The 19,871-nt window shown below is 66.0% G+C and carries 16 protein-coding genes and 1 pseudogene; 14 read left to right on the plus strand and 3 right to left on the minus strand.

The window, feature by feature from the left end:
- Positions 1–373: 373 nt before the first annotated feature.
- From CF68_RS05285 to CF68_RS05325, 10 genes and pseudogenes are all read left to right on the plus strand, one after another.
- Positions 374–1,363, plus strand: coding sequence for an SIS domain-containing protein (locus CF68_RS05285; RefSeq protein ID WP_084187080.1), 990 nt, complete (start codon positions 374–376; stop codon positions 1,361–1,363).
- Positions 1,360–2,151 (plus strand): ABC transporter permease, encoded by a 792-nt coding sequence (locus CF68_RS05290; RefSeq protein WP_035816522.1) that lies wholly within the window; start codon positions 1,360–1,362, stop codon positions 2,149–2,151. Before CF68_RS05285 ends, CF68_RS05290 begins: the two co-directional genes overlap by 4 nt.
- Positions 2,148–2,813: an ABC transporter ATP-binding protein gene (locus tag CF68_RS05295; protein ID WP_035816524.1), complete on the plus strand. Its 666-nt coding sequence runs from the start codon at positions 2,148–2,150 to the stop codon at positions 2,811–2,813. The genes CF68_RS05290 and CF68_RS05295 overlap by 4 nt, the downstream gene beginning before the upstream one ends.
- Entirely contained in the window at positions 2,810–3,934 is a 1,125-nt protein-coding gene (locus CF68_RS05300) for a chain-length determining protein (RefSeq protein ID WP_051591405.1), read from the plus strand. Before CF68_RS05295 ends, CF68_RS05300 begins: the two co-directional genes overlap by 4 nt.
- A gap of 4 nt (positions 3,935–3,938) precedes the next feature.
- Entirely contained in the window at positions 3,939–5,693 is a 1,755-nt protein-coding gene (locus CF68_RS05305) for a polysaccharide biosynthesis/export family protein (protein ID WP_235205675.1), read from the plus strand.
- Positions 5,694–5,798: 105 nt separating this feature from the next.
- Complete coding sequence (locus CF68_RS05310; protein ID WP_051591406.1) at positions 5,799–7,910, plus strand: glycosyltransferase; 2,112 nt, start codon at positions 5,799–5,801, stop codon at positions 7,908–7,910.
- A 43-nt stretch (positions 7,911–7,953) separates the two neighbouring features.
- On the plus strand, positions 7,954–8,574 hold the full coding sequence (locus tag CF68_RS39055) for a CatB-related O-acetyltransferase (protein ID WP_035816552.1): 621 nt from the start codon (positions 7,954–7,956) through the stop codon (positions 8,572–8,574).
- 86 nt (positions 8,575–8,660) lie between these two features.
- Positions 8,661–8,750: pseudogene (locus CF68_RS36975) on the plus strand (3-deoxy-8-phosphooctulonate synthase); the annotation flags it as partial.
- 166 nt (positions 8,751–8,916) lie between these two features.
- Positions 8,917–10,899: a capsular polysaccharide biosynthesis protein gene (locus tag CF68_RS05320; RefSeq protein WP_051591407.1), complete on the plus strand. Its 1,983-nt coding sequence runs from the start codon at positions 8,917–8,919 to the stop codon at positions 10,897–10,899.
- The gene (locus CF68_RS05325) at positions 10,896–12,260 is read left to right on the plus strand and encodes a capsule biosynthesis protein (protein WP_051591408.1); all 1,365 of its coding nucleotides are present in this window, start codon (positions 10,896–10,898) and stop codon (positions 12,258–12,260) included. Before CF68_RS05320 ends, CF68_RS05325 begins: the two co-directional genes overlap by 4 nt.
- 73 nt (positions 12,261–12,333) lie before the next feature.
- On the opposite strand, the gene CF68_RS05330 is transcribed toward CF68_RS05325, so the two are convergent.
- Positions 12,334–12,651, minus strand: coding sequence for a multidrug efflux SMR transporter (locus CF68_RS05330; RefSeq protein ID WP_035816528.1), 318 nt, complete (start codon positions 12,649–12,651; stop codon positions 12,334–12,336).
- Positions 12,652–12,768: 117 nt separating this feature from the next.
- On the opposite strand from CF68_RS05330, the gene CF68_RS05335 reads away from it, so the two are divergent.
- Positions 12,769–13,677 carry a LysR family transcriptional regulator gene (locus tag CF68_RS05335; RefSeq protein ID WP_035816530.1) on the plus strand — a complete coding sequence of 303 codons (909 nt, stop codon included), beginning with the start codon at positions 12,769–12,771 and terminating at the stop codon, positions 13,675–13,677.
- Between the two features lie 15 nt (positions 13,678–13,692).
- Here the strand turns inward: CF68_RS05335 and CF68_RS05340 are convergent, their stop codons facing one another.
- Entirely contained in the window at positions 13,693–14,916 is a 1,224-nt protein-coding gene (locus tag CF68_RS05340) for an HD-GYP domain-containing protein (RefSeq protein ID WP_035816532.1), read from the minus strand.
- A gap of 223 nt (positions 14,917–15,139) precedes the next feature.
- Between CF68_RS05340 and CF68_RS05345 the strand changes: the two genes are divergently transcribed.
- Both CF68_RS05345 and CF68_RS05350 read left to right on the plus strand, forming a co-directional pair.
- Complete coding sequence (locus CF68_RS05345; protein WP_010812104.1) at positions 15,140–15,433, plus strand: putative quinol monooxygenase; 294 nt, start codon at positions 15,140–15,142, stop codon at positions 15,431–15,433.
- Between the two features lie 115 nt (positions 15,434–15,548).
- A complete protein-coding gene (locus CF68_RS05350; RefSeq protein ID WP_035816534.1) occupies positions 15,549–16,550 on the plus strand; it encodes a cysteine synthase A in 1,002 nt (333 codons plus the stop codon).
- A 13-nt stretch (positions 16,551–16,563) separates the two neighbouring features.
- Here the strand turns inward: CF68_RS05350 and prpR are convergent, their stop codons facing one another.
- The gene (gene prpR, locus CF68_RS05355) at positions 16,564–18,528 is read right to left on the minus strand and encodes a propionate catabolism operon regulatory protein PrpR (protein WP_084187082.1); all 1,965 of its coding nucleotides are present in this window, start codon (positions 18,526–18,528) and stop codon (positions 16,564–16,566) included.
- 281 nt (positions 18,529–18,809) lie between these two features.
- Between prpR and prpB the strand changes: the two genes are divergently transcribed.
- Positions 18,810–19,718 (plus strand): methylisocitrate lyase, encoded by a 909-nt coding sequence (gene prpB, locus CF68_RS05360; RefSeq protein ID WP_035816536.1) that lies wholly within the window; start codon positions 18,810–18,812, stop codon positions 19,716–19,718.
- Positions 19,719–19,871: the final 153 nt, after the last annotated feature.

Genomic DNA, 19,871 nt, shown 5'->3' on the forward strand with positions numbered 1-19,871 from the left:
AGGAATATTCCTAAAAATAGCACCGTATTCACCCCCTTCCATGAAAATAAAGAAGTCTTCACCGCACAATCCCAAGTGGCTTCTGTGTGCGTCCATGATTGCCTTCCTCTCTCCAGCAATTTCATAAAAAGTTGCACTAGATTAAAAAATAAGGAAAAAACTAGCTCACATTCGGAATACTCTGACCCCTAATTCCCCCCGAAGCTATAGCATTTTGCTGATGAGGATCTGCCCCTGGAATTTGCGCAAGCGGTTCCAGAATGATCCGATGCGTGCGCAGTACACGACGCGCGCCACAGGTTCTGTGTCCACAGCAGGCATGCTGCACGGAACACACGCAGCGGCCAGCAATACCAACAGGATTGAATTCGGAATGTCAGCCAGCAACGCCGCTCATCGGCCCACGGCTCCCGCCCGTACGGGCAATCCCGCCGCCTACGGCAGGGACGCACTCAGCAGCCAGGCAAATGCCCTGCGCGACCTCGCCAACGATCTTGGCACTGAATTCGACGATGCCATCGCGCTGATCCTGAATTGCCAAGGGCGCGTGATCGTGTCAGGGATGGGCAAGTCCGGCCTGGTCGGCCGCAAACTGGCGGCTACGCTGAGCTCCACCGGAACGCCGTCCTTCTTTCTGCATCCCGCAGAGGCGCTGCATGGCGACCTGGGCGCGATTACGCCACGCGATGTCCTCATCCTGATATCGAACAGCGGCGAGACCGACGAAATCGTGCGCCTGCTTCCCTCGCTGATCAGCTTTGGCAATCCGATGATCGCCATCACCACTGCCCGCAACACAACGCTGTCGCGCAGTGCGCATGTTGCCCTGGTCATGCCTTTCGACAAGGAAGTGTGCCCGAACAACCTGGCACCGACCACGTCGACATTGCTGACCATGGCACTGGGCGATGCCATGGCGGTCAGCCTGATGCGCCTGCGGGGCTTCCGCCCGCTGGACTTTGCGCGCTTTCATCCTGGCGGCAGCCTCGGGCGCAAGCTGCTGACCAGGGCGTGCGACGTCATGCATCGCCGCGTGCCCACGGTCTCGCCGCAAACCAGCGTGCGGGAGGCGATCGCCGTCATGACCAGTGGCCGCCTTGGCCTGACCGTGGTAGTGGACAACGGCAAGCTGTGCGGAATCTTCACCGACGGCGACCTGCGCCGTGCCATTGAACGCGACAGCCAGGCCCTGTCCCATCACGTTGAGGCCTTCATGACCCCTGACCCGGTCACCGTGCAAGCCGATTGCCTGGTTTCCGCGGCCGAAGAGATGATGCATTGCCACAGCATCCACGCGCTGGTGGTCACGGATGCCAACACGCACGTGGTCGGCATCCTGGACATTCTCGACGGCGAGTCATGAGCCGGGCAGTGGTTCGCCCGGATGTCTCGGTGGCGCTCGCAGTCTGGCGCGCGCTCTTTCTGCGCGAGGCAAGCACGCGCCTGTCGACCGGGCGCGCACCCTGGCTCTGGCTGCTGCTGGAGCCGGCTGCGCACATCATCGTGCTGATGGTGATCACCGGCGTGATCCAGCATCGGGTCATGCCGGGCATCAACATCGAGATCTTCATCCTTATCGGCGTGTGCGGCTTCTTCCTGGTCCGCAACGTCGCCAGCCGGGGCATGGAGGCCATCAATGCCAACATGGCCCTGTTCGCCTACCGCCAGGTGCGGCCGGTGGACACCGTGCTGGTGCGCGCCGCGGTCGAGGCCGTCGTGTATGTGATGGTCGCCGCCATCCTGTTGTGCTGCCTGGCACTGTTCGGCGTCGACGTGCGCCCGACCAATCCCCTGCTGCTGGCCTGGGCCGCGTTCCTGCTCTGGGTCTTCGGCATCGGCCTGGCGTTGAGCTTTTCCGTGGCCGGAAGGCTGCTGCCCGAAGCCGGCCGGCTGATCCGGTTGGTGTTTACGCCGTTGTACTTCCTGTCGGCGGTGATGTATCCCGTGGCGAGCATCCCCCACCGCCTGCGCGACGTTCTGCTATTCAATCCCATCGTCCACGGGCTCGAGGGCATGCGCGGCGCCTACTTTGCCCGCTACCACGGGGACGCCCATATCGATCTCGGCTACCTCGGGTTCTGTTCGCTGTCGGCGCTCCTTCTGGGACTGGCGTTGCACACCCGCTTCGCCACGCGGATGGTGGCCCAATGATCGAAGTCCGCGACGTCTACAAGCGATACCGGGGCGATCCTGGCGCACCCTGGGTTCTCAACGGGGTGTCGTTCCGGATTCCCCGAAGCGGCCGCCTCGCCCTGATCGGTGCCAATGGCGCCGGCAAATCCACGTTGCTGCGCCTGGTGGGCGGCATTGACCAGCCGAACCGTGGCGTGGTGCTGAGGAACTGCCGGGTTTCGTGGCCGTTAGGGCTGTCCGGGGGCTTCCAGGGTTCACTGACCGGGGCGCAGAACGCCAAGTTCGTCTGCCGCATCCACGGCGTCCCTGACAACCAGCTGGATGAGAAGGTGCGCTTTATCAAGGAATTCTCCGAACTGGGCCGCGTCATTGACGCGCCCGTGCGCACCTATTCATCCGGCATGCGCGCGCGCCTGGCTTTTGCGCTTTCCCTTGCGTTCGATTTCGACACCTACCTGGTGGATGAACTCACCGCGGTGGGCGACCTGGCATTCCGGCGCAAGTCGCAAAAGACCTTTGAAGACCTGGCTGCCCGCGCCGGCCTGGTGATGGTGTCGCACAGCGATTCCACGCTGCGCAGCTTCTGCCAGTCCGCAATCTGGCTTCACGACGGCAGTGCCCACTGGTTCGATTCCGTTGACGATGCCCTGCGGGAATACAAGGAAAGCGTTGCCGCATGACCCTGAAGTTCAAGACCGGCTGGCGGCGCCTGGTGCAGCGTCTTTCCGGCCTCAGCCGCACCTGGCGCCTGGCTCTCTGCGCCTGCCTGCTAGCCACCGTGTACTGGGCCGCGATCGCGTCGGACCTCTATATTTCAGAGGCCCGCGTCGTCGTCGAGCGCAGTGACGGCGTGGGCGGCGGCGCGCCGGACTTTTCCTCGCTGCTGATCGGGAATTCCGCACCGCAAGACCTGCTGCTGTTGAGAGAATACCTGTTGTCGACGGACATGCTCGCGAAACTGGATGCCAGGCTGAAGCTGCGCGCCCACTACGCGGACCGGCATCGCGATCCGCTGTCGCGCATGTGGCCGCAAGACGCCTCCATGGAGCGCTTCCACGATTACTACCTGCGCCGCATCTCCGTGGAGTATGACGACTTCTCGCGCATGCTCGTGATCAATGCCGAGGCCTATTCCCCCGCCATGGCAAAGGCCATCACGGCGGAGCTGGTCAGCGAGGGCGAACGCTTCATGAATGACATGACCCACCGCATTGCCAGCGAACAGGTCGTCTATATTGACCGGCAAGTGCATGACCTGGGCGAGCGCCTCAATGGCGCACGCCAGGCCCTGCTGGCCTACCAGAACGCCAACGGCCTGGTGTCGGCGCGCGGCGAGGTAGAGACCCTTTCCACGGTGGTGGCGGCGGCTGAAGGCAACCTTGCGCAGCTCAACGTCAAGCGCAACGCGCTGACGGAGATCTTTACGCCGCAGTCTCCGGCGATCCGGCAGCTGGATGCCGAAATTGCCGCGGTCCAGGACCAGATCGCCGTGCAGCGCAAGCGCATGGTGTCGGCCAAGGGAAGCGGCCTGAACCGCGTGGCCGAAGAGCAGGAGCGCCTGCAGGCAGCCGCGGCGTTTGCGCTGGACATCTACAAGACCGCGCTGGGCGCACTGGAACGCGCCCGCATCGAGGCCACCCGCAAGCTCAAGAACGTAGCCGTGGTGCAGAGCCCCACCCTGCCCGAATACCCGCTGCGCCCGCGCCGCCTCTACAACATTGCGGCATTCGTCCTCGCCACGCTGATGCTGGCCGCGGCAGTGCACCTGTTAAGCGCCATCATTGAAGACCACAGGGACTGACCCAATGAAGTACCGTTCAATCCCTGCGTTGGTGGTCATGGTGCTATGCGCGCTGTTGACACCAGCAGGCCATGCCGCGCCCGCCAATGTGGCGCTCTCCCCGCAACTGTCTGTGGGCGCTGTCGACTATTCAACCTACAGCGCCCAGGGTGGAATCGCCGCGCCCGGTGCCACCGGCATGCTGCCGGATACGCCCGCTCCCATGGTGCCGGCCAGGGTGGACGGCCGTCTGCCGGACAACGCGCCGCAGAACGCCGACTATGCCGCCAACATGGCCAGCGACGCTTTCGGCGCGCAGTTGTTCTCCGGCTCCTTCAGCCGCGACAGCGCGTCCGTCTTCAACCCCAGCCACGTGATCTCGGTCGGCGACAAGATCCGGCTGCGCATGTGGAACGGCTATGCACTGGACACGGTGCTGACGGTTGATGCCGGCGGCAACATCGTCCTGCCGGAAGTCGGGCCGTTCCGTGTCCAGGGCACCACCAATGAGCAATTGCAGGCCGCAGTTGCCGGCGCCTTGCGGCGCGTGTTCGCCGGGCGCGTGGCCATCTACGCCAGCTTGCTGGCGGCCCAGCCGGTGCGTGTCTATGTCACCGGCGCGGTGCGTCGGCCCGGCCTGTACAACGGCACTTCGGGCGACAGCGTGCTGCGCTACCTGGACCAGGCCGGGGGCATCGACCCGGAGCGCGGCTCGTTCCTGGACGTGGCCATCAAGCGCGGCAACCAGCAACTTGCCGTCATCAACCTCTATGACTTTCTCCTGAAAGGCGAGCTCGCCACTCGCCAGCTCAACAACGGCGACGTGATCCTTGTCCACCCGCGCAAGAAGAACACCCTTGTCACCGGGCTGGCCGAGAATGCCAGGCGTTTCGAGTTTCCCGGCGAGCAGGCTACGCTGGCCGATATCGCGCGCCTGGCAAAGCCGCTGCCGCAAGCCACCCACGTGCGCGTGACGCGCAACTCCGGCACCCTGCGCAATGTCGAGTACTTTGCGATCGCCATGGGCAGCCAGATCGCGATCTTCGGCGGCGACGAGATCGAGTTCACCGCCGACAAGCGGCCCGGCACCATCACGGTCCGGGTCGAGGGGGAGCATGCCGGTCCGCAGGAGTTCGTGCTGCCGTACGGCAGCCGGATCCAGGACGTGCTCAGCCAGGTCCAGTACACGCCGCAATCCGATCCCGCCAGCATTCAGCTCTTCCGGGTGAGCGTGAAGGAGCGCCAGAAGATCCTGCTCGGCACCGCCCTGCGCAGCCTCGAGGCCAGTGTGCTGACCGTGCGCTCCGGCACGCCGGAAGAGGCCCAGATGCGCCGGGAAGAAGCCGGGCTGGTGCTGCAATGGATCGAGCGCGCGAAGAAAATCGAACCCACCGGCCAGGCCATGATCGCCAAGTCCGCCACGCGCGGCCAGCTATTGCTTGAGAACGGCGACATCCTGCGGGTGCCGGTCAAGGACGGCCTGGTTGTGGTCAACGGCGAAGTCCTGTTCCCCAACGCCGTTGCATTCGAGCCCGACCTGGATGCATCGGACTATATCCAGCAAGCCGGCGGCTACTCACAGAATGCCGATGCCTCGCGCATCGTCATCGCGCACCGGGACGGCAGCTTCTCCGACGGCAACCGCAACGGTACCGTTCGGGCCGGCGATGAGATCCTGGTGTTGCCGAAGGTGGATGTGAAGACCAGGCAGTTTGCCAAGGATGTCTTCCAGATCCTTTATCAGCTTGCCATCAGTGCCAAGGTTGTCCTAGGCCTCTAAGTCAGAAAGCACGGACCATGATTACCATCATCACCCCTTTCCAGAGCAGGAATCGCGACGATTACCTTCATCACCCGCCTGCGCCGCTTTGTCACGCAAGAGCCGGTGATCGACGGTATCCACAGGCTGATCGTCGACTTCGGCTCGCCTGACCACATTGTCGAAGAACTGGAGGCGCTCTGTGCCGACCACGGCGTAAGGCTGATGCGCCTGAACCGGCGCGGCGAGCCCTTCTCCATCGGCGCGTGCCGCAATGCCGGAGCCCAGGTCGCCACGACCGAGTTCATCACGTTCCAGGACGTGGACCTGACCGCGCCGCCTTCGGTATATCGGCAACTGCTCGCCAACCTGCATGCCGCGCCGCCCTACATCAACCATCTGGAGTGCATCCCCTGCCTGTACCTGACACCGCCCGGAACCCAGGAGTATGAATCCATGGACGCAGAGGCGGCCAGAACCCTGTTCCATCAGTACTTTATGGAAGCGGATGCCGAGCGGGTCCAGATGTATGCCCCCGCCACCTCGGCAATCGTCGTGCGGCGCGCTTTCTACCTGGCGATGGGCGGCGTGCGCCAGGAGTTCTTCGGTCACGGGTACGAAGACTTTGAGATGATGAACCGGCTGGCGTGGAAGTCGAATCGGTTCATCCGCTCGCACGACTACTACTCGCATGACCACAAGTACGCCTCGCTCGAATACAAGGGCTATCGCACCTTCTTCTCGCTGTTTGGCCGGCAGAACATGGCAGCCGGGCTGTTCTTCTGCCACCTTTACCACCCGACGCCGCCATCCGCCGGATACGCCAAGCGCAATGCCGCCAACCGCATGCTGTTTGAACGCTTTGCCAAGACGCTGGACAAGGACGCAGACGTGCCGCCCGCTCTGAGCGACGCGGCATCCCAGACCCGGACGCTGGCCTTGTCGGGACGCGCGACGATCCCCATGCGAAGCATCCGCATGGCGATCGCCCATCTGGGCAACGTCGTCTATATGGAACCCGCCGATTTCGATGACGAGGCGGCGTTCCTTCGCTACGTCAAGGACAACGGCATCGGGCAGGTGCTGTTCCTGACCCCCTATGGCAACGAGCAGCGGCTGGCGTTGTATCTGGCCTGCCGTGCCCATGGCATTCCGTACCTGGTGTTCGACCGGGGCGCCCTGCCGCGCTCGTGGTTCTTTGACCCTTGTGGCTTCAATGCGGACAGCGCCTCATACGCGCCCGACAAGTGGAACGTCGAACTTCCCGACGGTGCCCGCGAGAGGACCGAGCGATACATCGATGAACTGATTTCTTCGGAAGCAACCCTGGAAGAAAACGGCGAACGGATCGGTGCCGACAACCTGCGCACCAGGTACAGCCTGCACGGCAAGCGCGTCCTGTTCGTGCCCATGCAGCGGCCCGGCGACGCTGTCATCAAGCACTTTTCCAGCCATGCGGAAAGTGTCGAGAACTTCTGCTTTGTGCTGTCGCAGCTCTCGCTGCGGCTTCCCTCCGACTGGCGGATCGTGGTCAAGCGCCATCCGCTGGAGTCGGCGATGCCGCCCATCCCCGGGGCCGTGCTGCTCGATCCCTCCACCCATGTTTATGACCCCCTGGCAGCCAGCGATGCCGTTCTCACCGTGAATTCAGGCGTTGGCCTGCTTTCGCTGCTGTTCGGCAAGCCGACGTTCAACCTGGGAACGGCCTTCTATTGCCACGACGGACTGTCGGTTCAAGTCCGCGACCTGGAAGATATCGTCCGGCGGCTAGCCGGCCTGGCACGGCCCTCGCGCGAGCACGTGCTGCGCTTTGCCCATTACCTGGTCGATACGTTCTACTCGTTCGCGAACACTGACTACAGGAAGGTGACCGAGGGCGGCAGTACCCGCAATGTGGCGATCAATCTCGACTTCACCGAGCTGCGGCTTCCCGGGCAGCCGTCACGCACCTTCCAATGGCGCACCGAGCCCGCCAAGAAGAGTTCGCCAGTCTATGACTTCTATCGCAGCTATATCTCGGATATGGGCAGGGCGGCCCCCGCCAAGCTCGCCCCTGCCGCGGCAAAGGCGGCGCCTGCGGCCGCGCCGAAACCGGCCGCAAAGCCCGCGGCCGCTGCAGCGATGGTGAAGGCGCCCGCCGCCAAAGCGGCGCCGGGATCGGTGAGCCGCAAGCTTTCCAAGCTGATGCGTGACCCCAAGCGCTTCCTTGCCGATGCGCTGCGCAACCGCCTGGCCTGATCTCTCTCTGCCATCGTCCATCGCCATGGGAGCCACTACCAACATGGATGCATTCTCCTCGATCGCCAGGAGCGCGACGGTGCAGCCGCGGGCAACCCTGGAGCACCCCGTGCACCTTGCTCCCCAAAGCGAAGTCCACAATGCTTCGTCGGTCGGCAGGTATTCGTTCCTGAATGTCCGCAGCGTCGTCTATCCGAACGTGACCATCGGCCGGTACTGCAGCATCGGGCGGAACTGCGAGCTCGGTGTGGCTGCCCACCCCACAAACTATCTGTCGTCGCATTCGTTCCAATACCACGGGGCGCTGTTCCCCAACTGGGACGCCTACCTCCGCCTGGAAAGGAAATCGCGGTTTCTGGCGCATAGCAATACGACCATCGGCAATGACGTTTGGATCGGCGCGCAGAGCATCGTGATCGCCGGTGTGACCATCGGGGATGGCGCCATCGTCGCGGCCAACTCCGTCGTCACACGTGACGTGGAGCCCTACAGCATCGTGGGCGGTTCGCCGGCCAGGCTGATCCGGCTGCGATTCGATCCTGAAATCATCGCCGAGCTTCTTGGCCTCGGGTGGTGGGATCTTCCGCTCGATATGCTGTCCGGCGTTCCTTTTGACGATGTCCGGGCCGCCATCGCATGGATCAGGGGACTTCGGCAGACCTGACCTGACCGGAGCACCCGCGCAACAACCCGCCGATACGGCCACGTCCCAGATCTTCGGTTTCGCCAAGCATGACACCCACGCTGAAAGCCCGTACCGGCAAGCCGGTCAATATCAAGAATGGCCAGTTCCTTGCCCCATGGGACATGCGGCACGTGGCGGCCAAGGCGCGGGCTGCCACCGATGTGCGCAGGCTGATGGCCGGCGCGGACGCGCCGCACCCCGCGGCAAACCTGCGGCACTGACGTGGCTTCGTGGCGCTTCCCCTTTCCACGGGTTGACGATGGCCCGGCGCAACCCGCCGGGGCCACGTCTCGGGTACTTGCCGGACGGCGGTGACTGGACGTGCTGTTGGGCAGGCCGGCCGTCTACGTCCGGGGGGAGCGCGCGGCCCGCCATTGCCAGGTCCTGGTCGGCTGGGGCAACAAGCCCAGTGGCGTCCGTGCACGGGCGCTGGCGGCGCGGCTTGGCGTTCCAGCCCTGTCGCTGGAGGACGGCTTCCTGCGCTCGGTCGGCGGCAGCGCCGATGCCAGTGCCTTCTCCCTGTGCGTCGATGATCTCGGGATCTATTACGATGCCTCGCGCGAGTCCCGCCTGGAGCGCCAGATCGCCCGCCCGCTGGCGCCGGACGAGGTGCGGCGCGCGCAAGCCTTGATCACTGGCTGGCGGCAGGCGCGCGTGTCCAAGTACAACGGCATCCGCGATACGACAGTTGAGCCCGAGCGCCAGTGGGTGATCGTCGCGGACCAGACTGCCGGGGACCAGTCCGTGATTGGTGCCGGTGCCAGTGCCGGCAGCTGCCGGCAGATGCTGGAGGCCGCGATCGACGCGCATCCGGACGCGGATATCCTGGTCAAGGCGCATCCCGATGTGGTGGCCGGCCGCAAGCGCGGCTACCTCGAGGATCTGCGCGGACGGTACGCCGGCAGAATCCAGCTGCTGAGTACGCCCCTGCATGCGCCGGATGTCCTGGAACATGCCGCCGCCGTCTATACGGTCAGCTCCCAGCTTGGCTTTGAAGCGCTGATCTGGGGCGTCCCGGTGCACACCTTCGGCATGCCTTTCTATGCAGGCTGGGGGCTCACGGCGGACCATGGCGCCGCGGCGCCGCCGCGCAGGCGCTCCGTTACCCTCGCGCAACTGGTGCACGCGGCGCTGGTCGATTACGCCGTCTATGTGGATCCCGAGACCGGACTGCCGTGCAACGTGGAGCGGGTCATGGAACATATCCGCCTGCAGCGCGCGATGCGCGCCCGCTTTGCACCGCATGTCCATGCGCTTGGCTTCTCCCGCCGCAAGCGGCCCATCCTGCGCCGCTACTTCAACGGCTCGGAGGTGACCTTCGGCAAGCCGGGCCGGCCCGTTCCTGCCAGTGCCGGTGCCGTGGCCATCTGGGGAAACCGCGCCGTGCCGCCCAATGCCGGGCACCTGCAGGCGATCCGGGTCGAAGATGGCTTTCTGCGCTCGGCCGGGCTGGGCGCCGCGCTGGTGCCGCCGCTCTCCTGGGTACAGGACCCGCGGGGCATCTACTATGACGCGACGCGGCCTTGCGCGTTGACGGATCTGCTGGCCTCGTCGGAGTTCCCGCCGGCCCTGCTGGAACGTGCGAGCGCCCTGCGCCGCGAGGTCGTAGCGCGCGCCATCAGCAAGTACAACCTGGTTTCACGGGCGGACTGGAAGCGCCCGCAGACCCGCAAGGTCGTGATCCTGGTCGTCGGGCAAGTGGAATCGGATGCATCGCTGGTGTATGGCTCGGCCCCCGAGCGGCCGGTGCGCACCAATGCGGCACTGATCGAGGCCGTCGCCGATGCGCATCCGCTGGCCTGGATCCTGTACCGGGCGCACCCCGACGTTGCCAACGGTTATCGCAGCGCACGGGGTCTGCCGGATCATGTTGAACGGCTTGTCGACGAAACCGTTGATCACGCGTCGCTCGACACGCTGCTCTCGCAGGTCGACGCGGTGCATGTGATGACATCGCTCACCGGCTTCGAAGCGCTGTTGCGAGGTGTGCCCGTCACCACGCACGGGATGCCGTTCTACGCCGGCTGGGGCCTCACCACGGACCTGGCGCAGGGGCTTCGGCGCCCTCGGCAACTGACGCTTGACGAATTGGTGGCCGGTACCTTGATCCTGTATCCCACCTATGTTTCCGGCGTCAGCGGCCAGTTCACGACACCCGAGCAGATCCTGCGCGAACTTGAGTCCGCGCGCGCCAGCGCTGCCCAAGGCGGCCAGCGCGGCTGGGCGCCGAGGTTCCTGAACCGCCTGTTTCACAGCCTCAGCGCCATGTCAGGCAAAGACGCCAGCGCCGGAGACGCAGGATGAGCCAGGCCTGCATCCACGATGCCAGCCCCCCACCCGGCGCGCCCGTCCGCCGCGCATCCCTGGAGAGCCTGGCCTCGCACCGTACCGTGCTCTTGCTGCAGGGCCCGAACGGGCCGTTCTTCGCCAGGCTCGCCAGATGGCTGCGCCAGCATGGTTGCCGCGTGTTCAAGGTCAACTTCAATGCCGGGGATGCGTGCTTCTATCGTGGCGGCGGCGTCACCGCATTCCGTGAGCATCCCGACCGCTGGCCGCAGTTCCTGCGCGCATTGACCGAGGCCAATGCCGTGGAGGCGATCGCCATGTTCGGCCAGTGGCGGCCCCACCACCGCAGCGCGATTGAGCTGGCTGAATCCCTGGATCTGCCCTTCTATGTCTTCGAGGAAGGTTATGTGCGTCCCTGGTGGATTACCTTTGAACGGGGCGAGGTCAATGCCGGATCGAGCCTGCGCAACGTCGACCCGGCCAGCCTGCCGGATGAAGCGCCGCCGACCCGGCCTGCGGCGATCCGATTCGGCTTTCTCCGCATGGCATGGTGGTCAGCGGTCTACTTCGCCTGTGGCCTGCTGTTTGCCCGGCGCTATCCGCATTACCGGCACCACAAGCCGTTTCGCTGGATGGAGGCATTGTTCTGGTCCCGGGCGCTGGTACGCAAGATCAGGTATGTGTTTTCAGAGCGCCGCCTGCGCGCCAGTCTGCTGGACCCCTACGGGCCGGACTTCTTCCTGGTCCCGCTGCAGCTTTCCGGCGACGCCCAACTGGTCTTCAGCAGTCACTGGCAGGGCAACAAGGACTTCCTCTCCGCCGTCATCTTGTCCTTTGCGCGCCACTCTGCGCGCAGCGACCATCTGGTGGTCAAGCACCACCCCATGGAGCGCGGCCACACCGACTACCGGCAGGAGATTGCCCGCCTGGCCGAGGCAGCGGGCGTCGCCAGCCGTGTGCACTACCTGCACGACGGCCACGTTCCGTCCTTGCTCAAGCGCAGCAAGGGAGCGGTGCTGGTCAACTCGACCGTCGGCATCCAGGCCCTGTATCACAACGTGCCGGTCTTTGTCTGCGGCGACGCGTTCTATGCACGGCGCGGCCTGGTCGCCTCCGGAACGCAGGATGCGTTCTGGAGCGAGCCGCAGATGCCGGCGCGGCGGGCCTTCGTGAACTACTACCGCTATATCCTGCGCACCACGCAGATCAACCAGTCGTTCTATGCCGGCGGCGGCTTTCCCGCTACCGAATCCACCGCAGCCAGGGCTGCTGCGCGCAGCGCGGCGAGCGTGCGCCAGGCCGGCGCCGACGAGCCTGCCGGCCGGTCCCTGAGCGACCCGGCGGGCGCGATCATCGCGAAACGCCGGTCCTGGCCTTGACCCGGTTGGCTGCTGTCAGGCCGGCATTCGAATCCCAGCGGCAAGCCACAGCCACCAGCCAGGAACCCGTGTCCTACGCCGGCAGCACCTTCAACCCGCCAATCCCCACAAAGATCAGCCCGATCAACACCAGCCGCATCGGCGCCGCGCTTTCGCCCAGGAACAGGATGCCGATCACCGTCACCCCGATCGCCCCGATCCCGGTCCAGATTGCGTACGCGGTCCCGACCGGCAGGTGCCGCAGCGCCGCGCTGAGCAGGAAGATGCTGGCCAGCGCCGCCCCGATGCCCAGTGCCGTCGGCCCGGGCCGCGTCCAGCCGTCGGTATGTTTGAGCGCCAGCGCCATCACGATCTCGATCAGGCCCGCCAGCACCAGCAGCATCCACGCCATTGCCATGTCTTTCATCCAGGTCTGCGGCCCGACACCCATTGCCGGGCACGCCACGCCACTGTAGGCTGTGCAGATCAGCACGAAAACTGGCGAATTCTGCAAAGGGGCTATGCAAACATGCAGGAAGCAGACTGGGACGACCTGAAGTATTTCCTTGCCGTGGGCCAGTCCGGCTCGCTCGCCGGCGCCGCGCGCGCCCTGCACGTCAACCATTCCACGGTCCTGCGCCGGCTGGCGCGGCTGGAAGAGACCCTGGGCACCCTGCTGTTCGAACGCCATGCCACCGGCTACGCCATGACCGCCGCCGGCGAGGCCCTGACGCAACGGCTGGCCGGCGTCGGCGAGCAGATCGACGCGGCCCAGCGCCAGCTGTCCGGACTCGACAGCCAGCTGAGCGGACCGTTGCGCGTGACCACCACCGACACGCTGCTGGGTGGACTGCTGATGCCCCTGTTTGCAGAATTCCGGTCGATGCACCCGCGCATCCAGCTGCAGATTGTCATCAACAACAGCTTCCTGAGCCTGAGCCGGCGCGAGGCCGATGTGGCGATCCGGCCGGCGAATGCGCCGCCGGAGTACCTGGTGGGCCGCCGTATCGGGCGGCTGCAGACGGCGCCGTATGCGGCGCGGCGCTACCTGAAGGAACTCGACCTGCCAACGGAAGCCGACCATCCGCGGCTGGCGGACTGGTCGGCCTATGACTGGGTCGTGCCGGACGATGCGCTATCCCACCTTGCCCAGGCGCGCTGGATACGCGACCACGTGCCCGAACCCCGCCGCGCAGTCAGCGCCGACAGCCTGGTCGCCATGGCCGATGCCGTACGGCACGGCATGGGCGCCGGCATGCTGCTGTGCCTGCTGGCCGGGGCCGATCCAGACCTGGTGCGGCTGGCGCCAGTCGATGAAGCCATGGATACCGATTTGTGGGTACTGACGCATCCGGATCTCAGGCACAGCGCGCGCGTGCGGGTGTTGGGCGATTTCCTGTATGAGCGGCTGAGGCAAGGGGAATGGGTGGCGGGCTGAAGACTTGCCCCGGGTTCAGGCCGCCGCCGCATACATCTCCATCAACTGCTCATCCGTATACCCCCAGTCGGCCGCGTTCTCAAACGCCACCACCGTCTCGTCGCTGTGGCGCAGGTCGATCAGTTCGGTGGGGGTCGGTCTTGACTGCGACACGGAATAGAACGCCATCACCTTCGGCCGCAGCGGATCGGCCTCGTTCTGCGCGCAGACCACTGCCAGCCGGTTCGAACGCAGCCGCAGCACGGTACCGAGCGGATAGATGCCGACGGTGCGGGTGAAGGCCTTGAACACACGCCGGTCGAACAGCGTGTCGACACGCACGGCCATGTATTCCATGGCGCGGGCCGGCGACCACGGCTGGTGGCCCGGGCGGCTGGAAGTGAGCGAATCATAGGCATCGCAGATCGCGCCGATCCTGGCGTGCACGCTCAGTTCGCTCCCCGCCAGGCCGTACGGGAAGCCGCGCCCGTCCACGCGTTCGTGATGGTGGACGCAGACATCGAGCGGGATGTTCGAATAGAGCCGGGCCTCGTTCAGGATGCGGTAGCCTGCCGACGGATGCCGGCGGTAGATCTCCTCTTCCTCGGGCGTGCGTTCGCTGGCCTTGTGCACCGGGGCCGCGGGCAGCGTCAGCTTGCCGATGTCGTGGACCAGGCCGGCCAGGCCGAGTTCGCGCACCTCGTCGTCGGGCAGGCCCAGCGTGCGGCCGACGGCGATCATCAGCGCGCAGACGGCGAATGCGTGCAGATAGTTTTCGTCGCCACGCGCCTTGAGCCGCGCCAGCGCCAGCAACGCCTGCCCATGGCGCGACAGCGAGCGTGAGGCGGAATCGACCAGCAGCAGCGCGCCGTTGACCTCCAGCGCCCGGCCCATGCGGATGTCGGCGAACATCGAGCCGATCACGGCCTTGCCGGATTGCAGCAGCTCGCGCGCGCGGACAATCTCGGCATCAAGCGTGGCGGCGGGTTGCGGCGCGGTGGCCGGGTCCATGGGGTCGGGTGTCAACTCCGGGGACGGGACGGGGCCGGGCATTTCTGGCGTGTCCGGCGCCGGTACGTTGCGGCCCTTCAGGATGTCGATCCAGACCTCCTGCACCCCTGCCGACTGAATTTGTCGAACCTGGTCCTCATTGGCCACCAGGAACTTTGCGCGCCAGAACGGATGGCTGATCCATGGGCCGCCAAGCCTGGCGACAAACATCCCGACCTGCAGTTGTTCCGACCGTATGCGTCTCAACATGCGTTACCCCCTCGGATCATGGTTTTCTTGTTTTCGATCCGGATATCGGCAGCCGCCGGCAGGACTTTAGCCCCGATTGCGGGGAGAACCGTGCCGCCCGCCCTTGTCAAGCGCCGCCCGAATGCCCGGACGGCGTCCTCGGGCATTGCCGGGGGCGGTACCGCCGGCGCTACAATGGCCTGCCCAGTGCTCACAGACGCCAGCCAGTCGCCCCCGTTCACCCATGTCCGGAACGTACACGCTAGTCGGCATCGCCCGTGCCAAGACCCACCGCCGCGAGGCGCTGGTATCCCAGCTCACCACGCTGCGCTCGCGCGGGCTGACCGAGCCCGGCTGCCTGGACTACCACGTCGGGCAAGACGCCGAGGATGCGCGGGTCTTTGTGATCTACATGGTCTGGGACTCCAAGCGCGCGCTCGAATCGCACCTGAACCGGCCCTATATGCGCGATTTCCACGCCTCGCGCGCGGATTTCGTCGAAGGCGATTTCAGTTTCCGCTGGCTCAACGCCGCCTGATCCGCCTGGCCACGGGCAATCCCGGTCACATCCGGCCGTCCCCCTGCTTGTCATTCCCGCCGCACCGATCTATCACTCAATGTGACGCCCGGAGCGGGCACGGCAGGAGTGCACTATGGAAGTCAGGGATGGATTTGCCGGCACCATCGGCCACACCCCGCTGATCCGGCTGGCCGGCCTGAGCGCCGAAACCGGCTGCGATATCTACGGCAAGGCGGAATTCCTCAATCCAGGCGGCTCGGTCAAGGACCGCGCGGCACTCTACATCATCCGTGATGCCGAACGGCGCGGGCTGCTGACGCCCGGCGGCACGGTCATCGAAGGCACCGCCGGCAATACCGGCATCGGCCTGGCCCACCTGTGCGCGGCGCGTGGCTACCGCTGCATCGTCGTGATACCCGACACGCAGTCGCCCGAGAAAATGGAGCGGCTGCGCATGCTCGGCGCCGAGGTCCGCACGGTGCCCGCCAAGCCTTACGCCGATCCGGACAACTACCAGAAGATTGCCGGCCGGCTGGCCGACGAGACCGACAACGCGATCTGGGCCAACCAGTTCGACAACCTGGCCAACCGCCAGGCCCACTACGAGACCACCGGCCCCGAGATCTGGCACGCCACCGGCGGGCATATCGATGCCTTCACCTGCTCCACCGGCACCGGCGGCTCGCTGGCCGGCATCGCGCGCTGCCTGAAAGAGCACAAGCCCGGCGTGCGCATCGTGCTGGCCGACCCGCACGGCAGCGCCCTCTATAACTTCGTCAAACACCGCGAGCTCAAGGCCGAGGGCAGTTCGATCACCGAGGGCATCGGCACCAGCCGCGTCACCGCCAACCTGCAGGACACGCCGATCGACGACGCGGTGCGCATCGACGACCAGACCTGCGTGGACATGGTCTACCGCCTGCTGCGCGAGGAAGGGTTGTTCCTGGGCGGGTCGTCAGGAATCAACGTCGGCGCCGCGGTGGCGCTGGCGCGCGAGATGGGGCCGGGCCATACCATCGTCACGCTGCTATGTGACCGCGGTGACCTGTACATGGCACGGCTGTTCAATGAGGCCTGGCTGGAGGGCAAGGGGCTGCAGCCGATTCCGTTCCGGCGTGCCGGCCCCGCCGGGTAAATGCCTGCGCGGCTCACGCCGCCTTTAGCCGCCGCCACAGCGTGGTCGGGCTGATGCCGAGGACATGGCAGGCCGCGGCGCGGTCGCCGCCGCACTCGGCCAGCACGCGCCGGATATGCTCGACTTCGCTGGATTGCTTCACGCCGGCCAGTGAACGGCGCGGGCGTGTTGCCGGCGCGGCGGGCTCAGCGTCGGCCTCGGCCGGCGCCAGCATGCCATCGCCGAACAGCTCCGGCACGGCCGCCTGCAGCTCGCGCTGCAGCGCGTCGCTGTCCAGCCGGCGCCCGGCCACCAACACGGCGATCCGTTCGGTCACGTTTTCCAGCTCGCGGATATTGCCCGGCCAGCGGTAGCGCGCCAGCCGCGCGCGGGCCGCGGCGGGCAGGCGCTGCGGCCGGTCCATGCCCAGGCGCTCCTGGGCGCGCCGGTACAGCAGCTCGGCCAGCTCCTGCAGGTCTTCGGAGCGGTCGCGCAGCGGCGGCATCTCGATGCGCAGGATATTGAGGCGGTAGTACAGGTCCTGCCGGAATGAGCCATCGCGCACCATCGCGGCCAGGTCACGGTGGGTGGCGCCGATCACGCGCACGTTGACCGGCACCGCGTCGAGCCCGCCGATCGGCAGCACCTGCTTTTCCTGCAGCACGCGCAGCAGGCGCGTCTGCAGCGCGGAAGGCATGTCGCCCACCTCGTCGAGGAACAGCGTGCCGTTGTGGGCCGACTCGAACAGGCCGGCCTTGCCGCCGCGGCGCGCGCCGGTAAAAGCGCCCTCTTCATAGCCGAACAGTTCGCTCTCCAGCAGCGCCTCGGGGAAGGCCGCGCAATTGACCGCCACGAACGGGAAGGCTCGGCGCGGGCTGGCGTCGTGCATGCCCTGCGCCAGCACCTCCTTGCCGGTGCCGCTCTCGCCGCCGATCAGCACGGTGGAATCCACCGCCGCGTAGCGCCGCGCCAGCTCGCGCAGCTCGGTCATGGCCGCCGAGGTGCCGGCCAGGTCGTCCAGGCTGTAGCGCACCCCGGCCGGCCGCGTGCGGGCGCGCGAGCGCAGGTTGCGGTCCACGCGCTGGATCGCGCTGGCGTCCTGGATGGTCAGCACGGCGCCGGTGGTGCCGGCCTCGCCGACGATGGGGATGCGGTTGACCACCACCATCTTGTCGCCGAGCTTCTGGATCGCTTCCAGTTCCTTGTCGCCGCTCTGCATCACGCCTTCGAGCGCCAGGTTTGGCGCCAGCGTCTGCAGCTTGCGCCCTACCGCGGCAGCAACGGAAGTGCCGAGAAAACGCTCCATCGCCGGGTTGAACGACTGGATGCGTCCTTCGGCATCCACGGCCGCCACGCCCTCGTTCAGGTGCGCCAGGATGGTGTTGACGTAGTCGCGCCGGGTGGCTTCGATGCGGCGCAGGCGCGCAGCCTCGATCGCGTCTTCGAGCGCCATGCGCACCGAGTTGCCGGAGTACAGGAACACGCCGGTCAGGCCATAACGGTCGGCCAGGTCGGTCACCAGGCCGGGCCCGACCACGACCTGGATGCCCTCCTGCTTGAGCGCCTTCACGCGCGCTACGGCATCGTCCTCAGTCAGGTAGATATAGGCCGGGACCGACAGCGAGAACGCGCGCACGAATTCATCCACCTCGGCATACGTCGACGCGTGCGTGACCAGCGCCACCCGCGGCGAGATGCGCCGCGCGGTGGCCAGCGCGCTCATCACGTCAAAGCCCGTGACCTTGACCAGCACCACCGGTACATCCACGTGCTGGCGCAGGTAGGCGCCGTTGGAGCCGCCCGCCACCACCACGTCGAGCCGGCCCTCGCGCGCCTCGCGCGCCACGGCGCTGGCGGCGGCCTCGAAACCCTTGCCGACGATGCGGAATTCGGCCCGGTCGGCGTAGGCCGGAATCAGGTCGGCAAAGGCGCGTGCCAGGCGGCTGATGCCGATGGCCCAGATGCGCGGACGGGCTTGCGTGGAAACGGGAGGAGCCATGGTGCAATGCGGAAGGAATGCGTGGTGAAACCCGGGACGAACAGGCGTACAGTGCTGGCACATTGTCCGCCACGCAGCCCGGGATTTCAACTTTGAATTCCAAACTTGTGATTTTGAAATTCAATTGTGCTGAAAAGATGACATGAAATCGGCGGCGAGGCCAGCCGCCCTGCCCGCCAGCCCAGCGCTGACAAGGGCTGCAGGATTTTCTGTATGCCCGCTCAAGGGCTTGGCACACCCCTTGCTGTATTAGGCCCGTCCTGTTCACCAACGCATACGCCATGACCTACTCCGCTTCCGACCTCGCGCGCTCCGCTGGCGCCCGCTTCCGCCAGGCGCTTGCCGACGAGCATCCGCTGCAGGTAGTCGGCACCATCAATGCCAACCATGCCCTGCTGGCCAAGCGCGCCGGCTACCGGGCCATCTACCTGTCGGGCGGCGGCGTTGCGGCCGGCTCGCTGGGCCTGCCGGACCTGGGCATCTCGAACCTGGACGACGTGCTGACCGATATCCGCCGCATCACCGATGTGTGCGACACGCCGCTGCTGGTGGACGTCGACACCGGCTTCGGCGCCTCGGCCTTCAACGTGGCCCGCACCACCAAGTCGCTGATCAAGTTCGGCGCAGCGGCCATGCACATCGAAGACCAGGTCGGCGCCAAGCGCTGCGGCCACCGCCCCAACAAGGAAATCGTCTCGCAAGGTGAAATGGTCGACCGCATCAGGGCCGCCGTCGACGCCCGCACCGACGAGAACTTCGTCATCATGGCCCGCACCGACGCGCTCGCCGTCGAAGGCCTGGACAAGGCCATCGAGCGCGCCGTGGCGTGCGTGGAAGCCGGCGCCGACGCGATCTTCCCGGAAGCCATGACCGACCTGGCCATGTACCGCAAGTTTGTCGATGCGGTGAAGGTTCCGGTGCTGGCCAATATCACTGAATTCGGCGCCACGCCGTTGTTCACCACCGAGGAACTCGGCGGCGCCGGCGTGTCGATGGTGCTGTACCCGCTGTCGGCCTTCCGCGCCATGAACAAGGCGGCGGAGAACGTCTACGCGGCCATCCGCCGCGACGGCACGCAGAAGAACGTGGTCGATACCATGCAGACCCGCGCCGAGCTCTACGAGAGCATCGGCTACCATGACTTCGAGCAGAAGCTTGACGCGCTCTTCGCACAAGGCAAGGGCAAGTAAGCAAGACTCACGCGCGGCCGGGCTTAGTCCCGGCCGCTTGCACGACAACAGACAGGCAATACCAGGCATCACACAAAGGAGACCCAGATGTCCGAAGCGCAACCGCTCGTCACTCCCAAGCCCAAGAAATCCGTCGCCCTGTCGGGCGTGACC

The organism is Cupriavidus sp. SK-4, from assembly GCF_000611125.1.
In the GTDB taxonomy this organism is placed as follows: Bacteria; Pseudomonadota; Gammaproteobacteria; order Burkholderiales; family Burkholderiaceae; genus Cupriavidus; species Cupriavidus necator.